The organism is Methylobacterium sp. J-118, from assembly GCF_057836565.1.
In genome coordinates, this window is record NZ_JBYQFA010000001.1 from 1,973,966 (window position 1) to 1,988,839 (window position 14,874).

Genomic DNA, 14,874 nt, shown 5'->3' on the forward strand with positions numbered 1-14,874 from the left:
GACGCTCGCGTGAGGAAACCTGACCTATGCATCGCCGCCTGCCGCCGCTCAACGCCGTGAAGGCCTTCGAGGCCGCCGCCCGCCACGGCAGCTTCACCCGCGCGGCGGACGAGCTGCACGTCACCCACGGGGCGGTGAGCCGGCAGGTGCAGATGCTCGAGGCCTGGCTGGGGCTGCCGCTCTTCGAGCGCCACAACCGGCGCGTCGTCCTCACTGAGGCCGGCACCGCCTACGCCGCCGAGATCGGCGCCGCCCTCGACCGGATCGCCCTCGCCACGGCCCGGCAGGCGGAGCGGGGCCGCCCGCGCCTGCTGCACGTCAACGCGCTGGCGACCTTCACCCTGCGCTGGCTGATCCCGCGCCTGTCCGGCTTCCAGCGGGCCAACCCGGCGATCGAGGTGCGGCTGACCACCTCCAACGTGCCCCTGGCGCAGCTGACGGACCCGTTCGACGTGGCGATCCGGGGCGGCCCGGACGCGCGCCCGGGCCATGTCGCCGAGCCGTTCCTCTCGGAGCGGCGCATCCCCGTCTGCAGCCCGGCACTGCTGCGGCGCCTCCCCCTCGCGACGCCGGAACAGCTCGCCCGGCACACGCTCCTGCACGCGGCGACGCTGCCGCGGGTCTGGCCGGACTGGCTGCGGGCGGCGGGGGTGCCGGACCTGGAGCCCCAGGCCTCGGTGACGCTGGAGCATTTCTACCTGACGCTCCAGGCCGCCCTCGACGGGCTCGGGGTCGCCATGGGTCCCGAGCGCCTGATCGCCGACGACGTGGCGGCCGGCCGTCTGACCCTGCCCTTCGCCGGCCCGGCGCTGCCGGCGCGGAGCTACTACACCTACGTCCCGGAGCCCCGGGCGGAGGATCCGGCGGTCCGGGCCTTCTGCGGGTGGCTCGCCGAAGCGGCCCGGCGGCCATGAGGGTCGTCCTCGCGCGCGCAGCGAAGCGACCCGGAGCGGCGGCGAATCCGGCGTGGCGCGCCGGCGCGTCCCGGCGCATGGTGGCGCTCGGAACGCCCCCGACCACGTCCGGGTTGGCGTGAGACGCCGCTGCCAGAGGTGACCGCATGGCGCGCAAGCGTCTCCGCCCGACGATCGACAGCCTGATCGAATCCCTGGGGCGGCTCGGCCTGTCGCCGGACGCCGTCGATCTCGACCGGCTGCTCGCCCATCTCGAACTGCCCGACTACGGCGCGGAGGTGGAGGACGCGCGGGTCGCCGGGGCGCTGCGCGCGATGCGGGCGGCCCGGGTCTTCGCCGAGACCGGGGTCCCGGCGGTCCGGAGGGCGATTCCCGCCCTGCGGGCCGTCGTCACGAAGGACCACCGGATCACGTGGCTGATCCGGACCGAGATCCCGCTCCTCGACAACGGCCGCCTGGACCTGCGGCTCGACATCGCCCCCGACCCGGAGGCGGCCGAGATCCTCGCCCGGATGGCGGCCCGGAACGACCCGGCGCATCGCCTGGAGGCCCTGCGCGCCGCCGTGGCGCAGACCGCGCTCCAGGCGGTCCGCGCCCTGCACAAGCCCGTGGACGGGCTGCGGGCGCAGATCCTCGTCGACCTGCGCGAGGTCGGGGCGGATGCCGCCGCCTACATCGCCCATATGGACCGGTCGCTTCGGTCCCGGGTGTTCACCTACGGCCCGAAGCTCGCCCGTGCCCTGAACGACACGCTCACCCCCGTGCGCCGGCACGCCAAGGCGGTGGCCCGCGAGGGCTCGCGCCTGCGCCGCCTGCGCGATCAGGTCGGCTTCGGCGCCTATATCGAGCGGTTCACCGCCGCCCGGCGCCTCAACCGGAAAATCCTGTTCCACATGGGGCCGACCAATTCCGGCAAGACCTACGCGGCGCTCCAGCACCTGACGGCGGCGGAGACCGGCGCCTACCTCGCGCCGCTGCGGCTCCTGGCGCTGGAGAACTACGAGGCCCTGCGCGAGCGGGGCCTGCGCGCCGGCATGATCACCGGCGAGGAGGTGCTGGGCGAGCCCGATCCGACCCACACCGCCCGCACCATCGAGACCGCCGACCTGACCCGGCCGATCGACGTGGCGGTGATCGACGAGATCCAGATGCTGTCGGATCCCGACCGGGGCTGGGCCTGGAGCAACGCCCTGTTCGGCGTCGCCGCCCGGACCGTGATCGTCTGCGGCTCCGACGACGCCCTGTCGTATGTCCGCCGCGCCGCGGAGGCGGCCAACGAATCCCTGGAGGTGATCCCCTTCACCCGCAAGTCGCCGCTGCTCCTGCTGGAGGCGCCGGTGCCCCTGGAGAAGGTCGAGCCCGGCGACGCGGTCGTGGCCTTCTCCCGCCGGGCGGTGCACGAGAACCGCGAGATCCTGGTGGCCAGGGGCCACCGGGTGGCGACGATCTACGGCGCCCTGTCGCCGGAGGTCCGCCGGGCCGAGGCCGCCCGCTTCCGCGCGGGCGAGGCCGACGTGCTGGTCACCACCGACGCGATCGGCATGGGGCTCAACCTCGGGCCGCTCAAGCGGGTCGTGTTCTCGGCGGTGCGCAAGTGGGACGGGAGCGCCGAGCGGGCGCTCACCCATTCCGAGATCCGGCAGATCGCCGGCCGGGCGGGCCGCTACGGCCACCAGGATGTCGGCTACGTGGCGGCGACCGACCCCGTCGCCGTCGAGCCGATCCGGACCGCCCTGTCGGGGGCGCCCACGGCGCCGGCGGCCGACACGCGCTTCTATGTCCGCCCGGATCTCGGGGCGATCCGCTCGGTGGCCGCGGAGATGCGCACGCACAGCCTCCACGAGGTGCTGACGCATTTCGCCCGGGCGACCTTCTACGCGGGCTCGCCGTTCCAGCCCTCGGCCCTGGAGGAGGTGCTGGAGGTCGCCCGCACGGTCGACCGGGCGCGGCTGCCGATCGAGGAGAAGTTCGCCTTCTCGGTCTGCCCGATCAACCGGCGCGACGAGATCGCCATGGGCCTGCTGGAGCGCTGGTGTCAGGCGCGGGCGGGCGGCCAGACGGTGCCGGCGCTGCGGGGGAACCTCACCGGCGCCCTCGACTACCAGGAGCGGACCGTGAAGCTCGCGAGCGCCTATCTCTGGCTGTCGCGGCGCTTCCCCGAGACCTTCGACGACGTGGAGGCGATCCGGCACATGCGCGGCCGGGCCAACGACGCCATCGAGCAGCACCTGCGGGAGACCGCGACCCGCAAGGCGGAACGGCGCACCCGCCGCAGCGCCGGGGCGCGGTGACCGACGGCTGCGGCGCGCGGGGTTCCGACGCGAGACCCGGTCAGGACGCCGTCCCGACGCGGGACGAAGCCCCCGCGGGGGACGGTGATACGGCCCCGGCGGCCCGGTCCCGGTGGAGGTCCGCGATCAGGCGCCGGCCGAGGCGGATGCTGGGCCGCTCGACGAAGCGATGGACCGGCGCCGCGCAGGCCACGGCCACCAGCATCGCCGCGGCGATCAGCGCGTGGCCGTGGCCCGTGAGCTTCACGGACCGGGCGGCGGCGCTCACCGCCTCCTGCGCGATCGGGCCGAACAGGTAGAGGCCGTAGCTCAGCGCCCCCAGCCAGGCGAAGACCGGCGCCTCGATCCGGCCGCGCGTGGTCATCAGGGCGAACAGCCCGAGGGCCGCCCAGTAGGTGGCGGTGTAGCGGTACCACGTCTCGCCGAATCCGAGATCGCGCCCGTAGGCCAGCACCGAGACGACCGGGACGGCGAGAACGATCAGGGCCAGGACGCCGAGGGCGGCGCGCCGCGCCTCCGCCTGCCCCTCGACGTGCCAGCGGCGCCAGAGGGTTCCCCAGAGCATGATCGCCAGGGCGAGGGGGAGCGCCACCGGGAGGGCCTTGCCGAGCTGGTGGCGGGCGACCGCCATGAGGATGGCCGCGCCCAGCATCGCCACGGCGGCGCCGGCGACGCCGCGCGTCCGCTGGAGGAGCCCGGCGCAGAACAGCAGCACGCAGAGGCCGTAGAAGATCAGCTCGATCTGCAGGGTCCAGTACAGGCCGATGACGTTCTCGATCCCGGCGAATTGCTGGAGCATCGTCAGGTTGGCCAGCACGGTCGCCACCGGGATGCCGCGGCCCGGCACGACGTAGAAGGCGTAGATCCCGAGCGGAATCGAGAGCCAGTAGACCGGATAGAGGCGGAAGAACCGGCTGATCGCGAAGTCCCGGACGGGGGTCCGGCTGCGCCCGTCGAGCGAGTAGGGGACCACGAAGCCGGAGACGGCGAAGAACATCACCACCGCCACCTTCCCGAGATCGATCCACTGCGTGAGCGCCACGAACAGGACCGACTCGATCCCCGCCCCTGCCTGGCCGGTCTTCAGCAGGTGATCGGCGACGTGGAAGTAGATGACCGCCAGGGCGGCCAGGCCGCGGATCGTATCGATATAGCCGAGCCGTGTGCCGCGCATCGCTCCACCCGTGCAACCGGAGGGTCGGGCTGCATCGTGGGCAGCGAACCGGTCCGGGCACAGTAAATCGGTTCCCTGCACCGTGACGGGCGAATCGATGTTCATCCCCGAAACTGTATCGGGACGGTTAAGAGCGCCGGGCGAGATCCCGTCCATCGATCGCATCGCGGGCGGGATACGGGACCGGCCCCGACCGGGGGGCGACGATGCTCGCAGATCGGTTCGGGACGGCGCGACAGGCCCCCCCCCCTCTTCTGCACGGGAGAGAGGGCCTGTCGCGCCGCGTCATGAGCCGCGTGCCTTGAACCTGTGTAGCCCGTAGGCGTGCGGGGAGAGGGAGACACGCGGCGGACGTTGTGTGACTCTCGTCGCCCCCCGGACGCGGCCCCGCGTCGCGTCCCGCGGTGCAGGCCGATCCATCGCCGCTGGGGCGTTGGTCACCGCGCCGGAACCGGCATCTCGAAAGGTCTAACGCCGCATGCGCCTGCGCTCCGATTTCTGGGTCTCGGCCCATCTGCGCCGCCTCGGCGTCGCGGGCGTCCCGGCGGTGCTGCGCCGGCGCGGTTCGCCGGAGGCGGGGGCGATCTTCGTGAAGGTCGACCGCCTCGACGGCAGCGCCGATCTCTACGGGCCGGCGCCCCAGGCCCTGTTCGAGGCGGAGGAGAGCGGGGATCGCCGCTTCGCCGCCATCGTCACCGGCGGCAGCCCGCTCGACGTGGAGGAGCGCCTGACCAAGGAGATCCGATTCGATTCCGACCTCTGGATCGTCGAGATCGACGACCGCCAGGGCCGCCATTTCCTGGACTTGGCGGAGTGATATGAAGGCCCGCTGACCGCCTCTGCGCGTCCAGCGAAGCGATCCCGTGGCACCCCGGCGACCGGTGTCGGGCCGCCCCAGGTTACTTCGCCCCAGGTTACTTCGCTGCGCTCGTGATGACGGAGTGGATGGCGCGACACCGCTCGGCGTCGCGCCCGGCCCGCACGCGACGGGATCCGTCAGCCCTCGATGATGCGCTCGTCGAGCTTGCGGTCGACGGTCGCGACCGTGCGGTCGATCTCGGCGCTGGGCTCGCCGAGCTGATGCGAGATCAGCTTCACCAGCAGATCGACCCGCTCGATGTAGGGGGCGCCGTTCGCCACCGCGCGGGCGGCCGAGGACGGCTTCAGCAGGCTCTCGGCAGCCTTGGCGTATTTCTCGAACGGCACCTGATCGGCCGGGTCGGCACCGAGCTTCCGGGCGATCCCGTCGACATGCTCGTAGATCGCCCGCGAGCGGGCGAGATCGCCGTGCACGGCGTCGTGGATCGATTGCGGCTCGCCCGGGGTGATGCAGCGGTAATTGCCGGTGAGCAGCATCGACCACTTCGCCAGCGGCACGAACAGCGAGTCGAACACCTTGAGCTTCACCGGCACGTCGTGCCCGTCGAGGCGGACGGCGTCGATATCGGCCTCGAGCTCCCGGAGCAGCGCGTTGTGGCCCTCGTCCGCGAAGGTCGCGGCCTTGAAGTTCGTCGGCAGCCCGACATGGAGGACGTTGGCCTCCTCCTCCGGGGGCCGGAACGCCTGCGGATCGGGGGAGCAGAGCGTCACCAGACCCGGCTCGAACCGGTCCCAGACGCCGGCATTGGTGTAGGCGTCCTCGAGATCCATGGCGGCGAGCCCCGGGATCCGCTTGAGGTAGGGCAGCGGCGGCATGTTCATGATCGACAGGCACGGCAGCTTCGCTGCCGCGATCTTGATCATCAGCACGCGGATCGTGTGGTTGTTGTATTGCGGCTCCTGCATGGCGAGGCCGACGAGGTCGTAGCGCGCCACGTCGACGTCCTCCGGCGGCATCGCGTCGACCTTGCCCGGCAGGTCGCGCGAATGGATCGACCGGTGCTCCTTCTCGTCGCGGAGCTTGATCCGGACCTCGGTGCCGTCGCGGTTGATCAGGTCGGCGGTCTTCCTGCGGCAGACCAGGGTCACGTTGTGACCGGCCATCAGGAGCTTGGTGCCCAGGAGCGAGCCGTAGGAGGCCCCCAGGATCAGGATGTTCTTGGCCATGTCGGTCCTCCCCAGCATATTGGTTTTGCTGTTGTTGTCGGGCTGCCGGGGTCCTGGGCGTCGACGCTCGGCCCCATCGCTTGACCGATGGATGGCAGCGGGGCGGGGAGAAGGCAAGCCTTCTGGTATACCTGATCCCAACCTGCTCCGATGTCCGATCGGACGATGGGAGACGCGGGTTCGGAGACGCTCGGATGCCTCTCGGATGCAAAGAACGCGGCGCGGGTCCCCTCCCCCGTACGAGCTATGATGTTCACAGATCGCTGGCCGAGGTGTTCTCTCCTCCCCGCACGGGCGAAGGGCGACACACGTTCAAGGCACTCGGCTCATGACGCAGCGCGACCGGCCCCCTCTCCAGTGCGGGAGAGGGGGTCTGCGGCGCTCCGTCATCGAGGCCGTGCCCAGACCGGTTGATCCGCCGGTCAGCGCGATCCCTATCCCCACAGTTCCGGCGTCGGCGGATGCATCAGGCTGCCCTCGTAGCGCAGCGGCGGCGCGCGGTCGCGGGCGAGCAGCAGCGGACCGTCGAGATCCACGAACTCGGCCCCCTCGGCCAGGAGCGCCGCCGGCGCCATGCCGAGCGAGGTGCCGAGCATGCAGCCGACCATGATCGCGAGGCCCCGCCCCTTCGCCTCCCGGGCGAGCAGCACCGCCTCGGTCAGGCCGCCGGTCTTGTCGAGCTTGATGTTGATCGCGTCGTAGCGCCCGGCGAGCGCGTCGAGGCCGGCGCGGTCGTGCAGGCTCTCGTCGGCGCAGACCGGGACCGGATGCGGGATCCCGGCGAGCAGCGCATCGGCGTCGGCCGGCAGCGGCTGCTCGATCAGCGCGACGCCGGCCCTCAGGCAGGCGTCGAGGTTGGCCTCCACGGTCTCCGGCCGCCACGCCTCGTTGGCGTCGACGATCAGCCGGGACTCCGGCGCGCCGGCCCGGACGGCGGCGATCCGCTCCGGGTCCCCGGTCCCGCCGAGCTTCACCTTCAGGAGCGGCCGGTGGGCGGCCTTGCGGGCGGCCTCGCCCATGCTCTCCGGCGTGCCGAGGCTCAGCGTGTAGGCGGTGATCGCCGGCCGGGGTTCGGGCAGCCCGGCGATGGCCCAGGCCGGGCGGCCCTGGAGCTTGGCTTCCAGGTCGAACAGCGCGCAGTCGAGGGCGTTGCGCGCCGCCCCCGCCTTCATCCGCGTCATCAGCTCGTCCCGGCCGATCCCGGCCGCGATGGCTTCCCCCTGCCCCTCGATCAGCGCGACCACGCTCTCGACGCTCTCGCCATAGCGGGGATAGGGCACGCATTCCCCGCGCCCGACGCCGTTCTCGTCCGTGATGGTGGCCACCACCACGGCGATCTCGGTGCGGCTGCCGCGGGAGATCGTGAAGGCGCCGGCGATCGGGAAACGCTCCACCGAGAGGCTCAGGCGGCGGCCCATGTCAGGCCTCCGGGAAGTCGGCGACGATCCGGTCGACCAGCCCGGCGACGCCGAAGCGCACCGGGTCGGTGGCGGGCAGGCCGTGCTCGGACCCGAGCGTGTCCAGGAGGGCCCGGGCCTCGTCCTCGGCGAGCGCCTGCGTGTTCACCGCGATGCCCACCGGCTTGATCCCCGGGTTGGTCAGGCTGCCGAGCTGCACGGTGAGGTCGATGACCTGCCGGATCGTCGGCAGCGGATGCTGCACGCCGCGCATCGTCGTGCGGGTCGGCTCGTGGCAGACCACGAAGGCGTCGGCCTGGGCGCCGTGCAGCAGGCCGAGACTCACGCCCGCGAAGGACGGGTGGAACAGCGAGCCCTGCCCCTCGATCAGGTCCCAGTGATGCGGGGCGGCCTCCGGCGAGATCGTCTCGACCGCGCCGGAGATGAAGTCGGCCACCACGGCATCGATGGCCACGCCCCGGCCGGAGATGAACACGCCGGTCTGGCCGGTGGCGCGGAAATCCGCGTCGAGGCCGCGCTCGCGCATGCCCCGCTCCAGGGCCAGCACGGTGTATTTCTTGCCCACCGAGCAGTCGGTGCCCACGGTCAGCAGGCGCCGGCCCGCGCGTTTCGTGCCCTTGCCGGTGGGGAAGCGCTCGTCGGTGTGGCGCACGTCGTGGAGCTGGCGGCCGCGCCGGGCCGCCGCCTCGGCGATGGCCGGCACCGCGCCGAGCTTGACGTGCAGGCCGCTCGCCACGTCGAGGCCGGCCTCGATCGCCGCGACGATCTCCTTTACCCAATGGTCGGGCAGCACGCCGCCGGCGTTGACGACGCCGATCACCAGGGTCCGGCAGCCCTTGGCCAGGGCCTCCGGCAGGGTCATGTCGGGGATGCCGAGATCGGCGGCGCAGCCCGGGAGCCGCATCTGGCCGATGCACCAGTCCGGGCGCCAGTCCTTGATGCCGTAGGCGGTCTTGGCCGCCAGCGTGTCGGGCACGTCACCCAGGAACATCAGGTAGGGCGTGGCGATCTGCATCGGACGGGACACCTTCTCGGGAGGCCGGCGCCCCGTCTATGCGGGATCTGGCCCGTCCGGCGCAATGCACGATGGCGGCCAGGACGGTGGACCGGGCCGCCATTCGGCGCATGCCGGCACCGCGCCCGAGCCGGAGACCCCGCTGGGGATGCGGTCGCGCTCGGGCGGACCGCCCTCATCCCGGCGGCAGGCGGACGCCTCGCTCAGGCGGCGCGTCGTCGCCCGGCCGCGGCCTCGTCCGCCACCCGCTCGACCGGGGCGAGGACGCCCGTCGGCCGGACCATGCCCTCGGCCCCCGCCAGCGCACCCGGACGCAGTTCGAGCCCGAGGAAGCGCGCGCGCTCGAACGGCCCCGGCAGGGTCAGCGCCTCCGCCAGCGCCCCCGCGAAGCCGAAGCGGGCGTAATAGGGCGCGTCGCCGACCAGCAGCACGGCGCCGTGGCCGAGGGCCTCCGCCCGGCCCAGCGCGGCCTGCATCATCACCGAGCCGAGCCCCTGGCCCTGGATCGCCGGATCGACCGCGAGCGGCCCGAGCAGCAGCGCCGGCCGGGCGAGCCCGGCCTCGACATGCCACAGCCGCAGGGTGCCGACGAGCCGGCCGGCGCGGGTCGCCGCGAAGGCGAGGCCGCGGGCCGGCAGCCGTCCCTCGCGCAGGCGCTCCGAAGTCTTGGCACGTCGATTGCCGGCAAAGCACGCGTCGAGCAGGCGCTCACGCGCCGGGACGTCGTGGCCGTGCTCCGCGCGGATCTCGATCATGGCTGTGCCCTCCCCGGGCCGGCATGCGGGAGAAGCGATGGATCGTCTCGGCAGGCGATCGGGCCTGGCCGTCGCGTCCTGAGAAGCGACGGCGGCCCTTAACGCCGCATGACCGCAGGATGGTTCCGGACGAACGGAATCCGTGCGTCCACACCCTGCCGCGGCCCACCCACCGGGAACGGTCCTGGATGGAGGCCGCCCGGAGCATCCCGGGCGGCCGGCGCGATCAGATCACGATCTGCTGGAGGGGCGGGAAGCCGTTGAAGGCCACCGCCGCGTAGGTGGTGGTGTAGGCGCCCGCCCCCTCGATCAGCACCTTGTCGCCGATCGAGAGCGAGACCGGCAGCGGGTAGAGCTGCCGCTCGTAGAGCACGTCCACCGAGTCGCAGGTCGGCCCGGCGATGACGCAGGGCTCGGTCTGCTCCCCGTCCCGCGCGGTGCGGATCGGGTAGCGGATCGCCTCGTCCATGGTCTCGGCCAGCCCGCCGAACTTGCCGATGTCGAGATAGACCCAGCGCACCTCGTCGGCCTGCGCGGACTTCTTCGACACCAGCACCACCTCGGCCTCGATCAGGCCGGCATTGCCGACCATGCCCCGGCCCGGCTCGATGATCGTCTCGGGGATCCGGTTGCCGAAATGCTTGGTCAGGCCGCGGAAGATCGCCTCGCCGTAGCTCTCCACCCCCGGGACCGCCTTGAGATACTGGGTGGGGAAGCCGCCGCCGAGATTGACCATCGACAGGCCGATGCCGCGCTCCGCGCACTCGTGGAACACCGCCGCCGCGGAGCCGAGCGCCCCGTCCCAGGCCTCGGTGTTGCCCTGCTGCGAGCCGACGTGGAACGAGATGCCATAGGCCTCGAGCCCCTGGCGATGGGCGTGCTCCAGCACGTCCGCGGCCATCTCGGGCACGCAGCCGAACTTGCGCGAGAGCGGCCAGTCGGCGCCGGCGCCGTCGCACAGGATGCGGCAGAACACCCGCACCTCGGCGGCCGGCACGCCCACGGTCTCGGCGGCCCGGGCGATCTTCTCGACCTCGGCCTGGCAGTCGACCGCGAACAGGCGGATGCCGAGCGCGAGGGCGCGGCCGATGCAGCGCTCCTTCTTGATGGTGTTGCCGAAGGAGATCCGGTCGGCGGTGGCGCCGGCGGCGAGCACCATCTCCATCTCGGCCACCGAGGCGGTGTCGAAGCAGGAGCCCATCTCGGCGAGCAGGCGCAGCACCTCGGGGGCCGGGTTCGCCTTCACGGCGTAGAACACGCGGGTATCCGGCAGGGCCCGGGCGAAGGCGGTGTAGTTGTCGCGCACGACATCGAGGTCGAGGACCATCACGGGCCCCTCGTCCTGACCGAGGTCGCGGCGCACGCGCAGGTAGTCACGGATGCGGTCGGTCATGGTCGTCTCCCGGCACGGGTTCGCGTGCGCCCTTCGCGGGGCGCGCTGTCGAAGGTGACGGCCTGACAGGCCGCCGGCGTCAGGGGGCGAAGCGTCGCGCAGACTCACGCGGTGTGGAGACGCGTGCATCCGTGCGGGCGCAAGGCACCCGGAAGCTGCCGTGGATTGGAAGGGAGGACCCCCACCGCACGCCGGGCAAAGAGAAACAAGCCTCTTCGGTGCCGGCCTTTGGAGGGCCGACGAGACCAAAAAAGCCCGTTCGTCGTTGCTTTAAGCTGCGTCCCCCGTGGAGAGCGGGGTTCGCCGGTTTCGCCTCCGGCTGCCGGTTGTTGTCGGGGTCCGGTGTTGCCACCTGGATGCCGGCCGTAGGGATCCACCCTTGCGACCATCGATCCTTTAAGACCCCTGGCGGCTGTCCGGCAGTTGACCGGATGCCCACCAACCGACACGCGGCCACAGGCACGTGCGAAATTGGGCAAGCGGCATATACGGGGCCGCCCCCGTATCGGCAAGGGCAATACAACCTGCAGCAGCCGCTTTTCAGCCGGAAATCCACCCCCCGGGCCGTCCGTTGCAAAAACGGCGCATCCCGGGGGGCCGGGCGGGCTTCCCAAGCGGGGCGGAAGCGGGCATCTGACGGCGAGCGTGGCGTATGCAGGCGGGTGAGCGATGGGCGGGGCGAGCAGATCCACCGCGACGGCGCGGGCGTGAGCGCCCCGATCCGCCACGCGGTCGCCGTCGATCTCCCGGAGCCGGTGATCCGCGCCGCCACGCTCGCCGACCTCGACGCCCTCGTCGCCCTGGAACACGCCGCCTTCGCCACCGACCGGGCCGAGCGCCGGGCGATCCGCCACGCGATCCTGTCGCCGACCATGGACGTCCTGGCGGCCCTGCTCGACGTGCCGGACGGCGCCCCGGATCCGGTCCTCGTCGGCGCCGCGGTGCTGGAGCGGCGGCGCGGCAGCCGCATCGCCCGCCTGGCCTCGATCGCGGTCGCGCCGAACCGCGGCGGCCTCGGGCTCGGCGGAAAGATCCTCGACGCCGCCGAGGCGCAGGCCCGCGCCCATGGCTGCGACCGCCTGCGGCTGGAAGTGCGGGCCGACAACGGCGCCGGCATCCGCCTCTACGAGCGCTGGGGCTATGTCCGCTTCGCGGTGCGTCCCGACTATTACGAGGACGGCATGGAGGCGTGGCGCTACGAGCGCGCGCTGTAGCACCGGGTCCGCGCGTCGATCTCCGGCGCCTGGGAACGCACAGTGCGCGCAATGGCGAGCCCGCTGCGGGCGATCGCGCCGGCGGCCGCCGTCAGGATCGCCGCCATCAGGCCGGACACCGCCTCGTTGGCGCCGACCGCGCGCCGCGTGCCCTCCCGGATCCCGGCGACCTGGGCGGCGCTGTCGTGCGTGGCCTTCGCGGTCTGTTCGGCCAGCATCTTCACCTCGGCCGCCACCACGGCGCGGCACGGACGCTGCAGGATTGTTCATCCGCGGAAGGGCGGAACATCCGCCGCCTTACGGATGCAAAGGGCTTTGGATCAATAATACTGATCTCAATTGCTGGATATCAATATAAATTCCGGATACTTGAAGTATGTACTGCAATTTACGATCAGAACGCAAAACGCTATGCTTTGTTTAGACATCGTGCTACGTTGGTATTTCAACTCTTTGCACAATATGAACGAAGCGACAACCACTGTGTGCTAACAGAGTACCGGATTCAATTTCAATGCGCCCTTGCGTCGAGGTCTGAACATGCGTCTTCCAAAAGGAGTTTCGATCCGCACGACGATGTGCCTCGTCCTGAGCGCGATGGGCCTCATTGTGATGAGCTACGCGACGATCGCGCTGATGGAGGTGCATGAACAAGCCCGGGAGGCGGCCAGGGTCGGGACCCTGACGCAGGTGAGCCGCACCGCGCTCCAGGGTCTGCTGGCGACGCGCCTCGCGCGCGGCATCGCCCTTCAGGGCAACGCCAGCGAAACGCCCCTCGATGCCGCGTCGGTGTCCGACTTCGAGACGAATGACCAGCGGGTCGACAGCGCCGTCGTGCACATCGCGACGCTCCTGCGGGACCAGGATCTGCCCTCCGTCACGGCACCGCTCGGCGAGCTCCAGGCAGACCGGGCGGCGCTCGCGGCCCTGCGCCCCCGCCTCGCCCAGGGCATCCGCCTCCCCAAGGCGCAGCGCGCGGCGGCCCTGCCGGCCGATACCCGGACGGCCTGGCAGGCGATGCTCGACGCCCTCGGCGCCACCGCCGACGCCGTCGATGCCGCGATTCCCCTGTCCGACCCGGTCCTGCGCCGGAACCTCACGATCAAGCGCGCCGCCTGGGCGCTGCGCATGGCGAGCGGGGATGTCGGCACGCGCATCCAGTCGACCCTCGCGGCCGGCACGTCGTGGTCCCTGGCCGAGTCCATGGCCGCGTCCAGGGAACTCGGCCGGATGGAGGCGGCGTGGCAGCGCGTGGCCGCAAGTGCGTCGGAGATCTCCGAGACCGTCCGGGCCGCGATGCAGAGCGCCAAGGCCCATAATTTCGAGGGGCCGACCCTGGCGCGCCGTCAGGCCCTGTTCGATGCGTTCAGTCAGCACACGCCGCCCGGCATCACCCTCTTGGAATCGCGGACGCGCAACACCGCCGACCAGCAGACGATCGTGGACCTCGCCTCTGTCGCCCTCGACGAGCTGATCACCCGCGCCGGCACGCTCCAAGGCCAGGCCGAAACGGCGCTGCTGCGCAATGCCGGGGCGTTGCTCGCCTCGCTCCTGCTCGTCGGCCTGGGCCTGCTCGCGGTCTTCCGCGGGGTTCTGCGGCCGATCGGACGGATGACCGCGACGATGCGAGCGCTGGCGGACGGGGACGCCGCCGCCGAGGTGCCCTTCCGGGACCGCCGCGACGAGATCGGCGCGATGGCCGCGGCCGTCCAGGTCTTCAAGGACAACCTGCTTCGCACCCGTGCCCTGGAGGCGCAGGCCGAGCAGGCGCGGCGGGCCACCGACGCGCAGCGCAAGGCCGGGATGCGCGAGATGGCCGAGGGCTTTCAGCGGACGATCGGGAGCATCATCGGCCGCGTCGCCGACGCGGCCACCGCGCTGCAGGCGACGGCGCGGACCATGAGCGGCGTCGCGGCCGAGACCGCCAGCCGGTCCACCACGGTGGCGGCCGCCGCCGAGCAAGCCTCCAGCAACGTCAACACGGTCGCGGCGGCGGCCGAGGAGCTCGGCACCTCGGTCCGGGAGATCGGCCGTCAGGTCGAGGGTTCGGCGGACCTCGCGAAGGCCGCGGCCGACCAGGTCGACCAGACCGGCGCCCTGGTGCAGGAGCTGAACAGCGCCGTCAGCCGGATCGGCGACGTGGTCGGGCTGATCTCGTCGATCGCCGGCCAGACCAACCTGCTGGCGCTCAACGCCACGATCGAGGCGGCCCGCGCCGGCGTGGCCGGGCGGGGTTTTGCGGTGGTCGCCTCCGAGGTGAAGGCGCTGGCCGAGCAGACCGCCAAGGCCACCGGGGAGATCGCCGGGCAGATCGCCCGGGTCCAGGGCTCGACGGCCCAGGCCGTGTCGGCGATCGGCGCGATCACGACCCGCATCCAGGAGATCAACGGCGTGGCGACCTCGATCGCGGCGGCGGTGGAGGAGCAGGGCGCGGCCACGCAGGAGATCGTGCGCAACGTCGGCCAGGCCGCCCAGGGCACCGGCGCGGTGACCAGCACCATCGTGGGCGTCGCCGGGACCGCCGAGGAGACCGGCCGGGCGGCGAGCCAGGTCCTCGACGCCGCCTCGGCGCTGTCGCGCCAGTCCGAGCACCTCGAGGCCGAGGTCGCCCGCTTCCTCGACACCGTCCGGGCCGCCTGACCGGCACGCGGGCG

General features: G+C 72.1%; 12 protein-coding genes. 5 read left to right on the top strand and 7 right to left on the bottom strand.

Translation table 11 applies throughout. The features are described 5' to 3' along the window. The first annotated feature begins 26 nt into the window (after positions 1-26). Both gcvA and AC3IF3_RS09645 read left to right on the top strand, forming a co-directional pair. Complete coding sequence (gene gcvA / locus AC3IF3_RS09640; protein ID WP_243970109.1) at positions 27-914, top strand: transcriptional regulator GcvA; 888 nt, start codon at positions 27-29, stop codon at positions 912-914. 146 nt (positions 915-1,060) lie between these two features. Continuing rightward, positions 1,061-3,205: a helicase-related protein gene (locus tag AC3IF3_RS09645; RefSeq protein ID WP_489228508.1), complete on the top strand. Its 2,145-nt coding sequence runs from the start codon at positions 1,061-1,063 to the stop codon at positions 3,203-3,205. A 40-nt stretch (positions 3,206-3,245) separates the two neighbouring features. Here the strand turns inward: AC3IF3_RS09645 and AC3IF3_RS09650 are convergent, their stop codons facing one another. Beyond that, positions 3,246-4,379, bottom strand: a complete 1,134-nt coding sequence (locus AC3IF3_RS09650) for an acyltransferase family protein (protein ID WP_489228510.1) — start codon at positions 4,377-4,379, stop codon at positions 3,246-3,248. A gap of 478 nt (positions 4,380-4,857) precedes the next feature. On the opposite strand from AC3IF3_RS09650, the gene AC3IF3_RS09655 reads away from it, so the two are divergent. Beyond that, positions 4,858-5,196: a DUF1491 family protein gene (locus AC3IF3_RS09655; RefSeq protein WP_489215480.1), complete on the top strand. Its 339-nt coding sequence runs from the start codon at positions 4,858-4,860 to the stop codon at positions 5,194-5,196. 179 nt (positions 5,197-5,375) lie between these two features. Here AC3IF3_RS09655 and AC3IF3_RS09660 read toward each other — a convergent pair whose 3' ends face one another. The 5 genes from AC3IF3_RS09660 to AC3IF3_RS09680 form a co-directional block, all read right to left on the bottom strand. Then, positions 5,376-6,425, bottom strand: a complete 1,050-nt coding sequence (locus AC3IF3_RS09660) for a ketopantoate reductase family protein (RefSeq protein ID WP_243970102.1) — start codon at positions 6,423-6,425, stop codon at positions 5,376-5,378. A 434-nt stretch (positions 6,426-6,859) separates the two neighbouring features. Further along, the gene (gene dgcA / locus AC3IF3_RS09665; protein ID WP_489215483.1) at positions 6,860-7,843 is read right to left on the bottom strand and encodes an N-acetyl-D-Glu racemase DgcA; all 984 of its coding nucleotides are present in this window, start codon (positions 7,841-7,843) and stop codon (positions 6,860-6,862) included. 1 nt (position 7,844) lies between these two features. Continuing rightward, on the bottom strand, positions 7,845-8,858 hold the full coding sequence (dgcN, locus tag AC3IF3_RS09670; protein WP_489215485.1) for an N-acetyltransferase DgcN: 1,014 nt from the start codon (positions 8,856-8,858) through the stop codon (positions 7,845-7,847). A 203-nt stretch (positions 8,859-9,061) separates the two neighbouring features. Continuing rightward, a complete protein-coding gene (locus AC3IF3_RS09675) occupies positions 9,062-9,613 on the bottom strand; it encodes a GNAT family N-acetyltransferase (RefSeq protein WP_243970098.1) in 552 nt (183 codons plus the stop codon). 226 nt (positions 9,614-9,839) lie between these two features. Further along, positions 9,840-11,006, bottom strand: a complete 1,167-nt coding sequence (locus tag AC3IF3_RS09680; protein ID WP_489215488.1) for a type III PLP-dependent enzyme — start codon at positions 11,004-11,006, stop codon at positions 9,840-9,842. 707 nt (positions 11,007-11,713) lie between these two features. On the opposite strand from AC3IF3_RS09680, the gene AC3IF3_RS09685 reads away from it, so the two are divergent. After that, entirely contained in the window at positions 11,714-12,220 is a 507-nt protein-coding gene (locus AC3IF3_RS09685; protein ID WP_489228512.1) for a GNAT family N-acetyltransferase, read from the top strand. On the opposite strand, the gene AC3IF3_RS09690 is transcribed toward AC3IF3_RS09685, so the two are convergent. Continuing rightward, positions 12,202-12,438 carry a hypothetical protein gene (locus AC3IF3_RS09690; RefSeq protein ID WP_489228514.1) on the bottom strand — a complete coding sequence of 79 codons (237 nt, stop codon included), beginning with the start codon at positions 12,436-12,438 and terminating at the stop codon, positions 12,202-12,204. The genes AC3IF3_RS09685 and AC3IF3_RS09690 overlap by 19 nt on opposite strands. A 322-nt stretch (positions 12,439-12,760) precedes the next feature. Here AC3IF3_RS09690 and AC3IF3_RS09695 point away from each other — a divergent pair, with 322 nt between their 5' ends. Further along, on the top strand, positions 12,761-14,860 hold the full coding sequence (locus AC3IF3_RS09695) for a methyl-accepting chemotaxis protein (RefSeq protein ID WP_489228516.1): 2,100 nt from the start codon (positions 12,761-12,763) through the stop codon (positions 14,858-14,860). Positions 14,861-14,874: the final 14 nt, after the last annotated feature.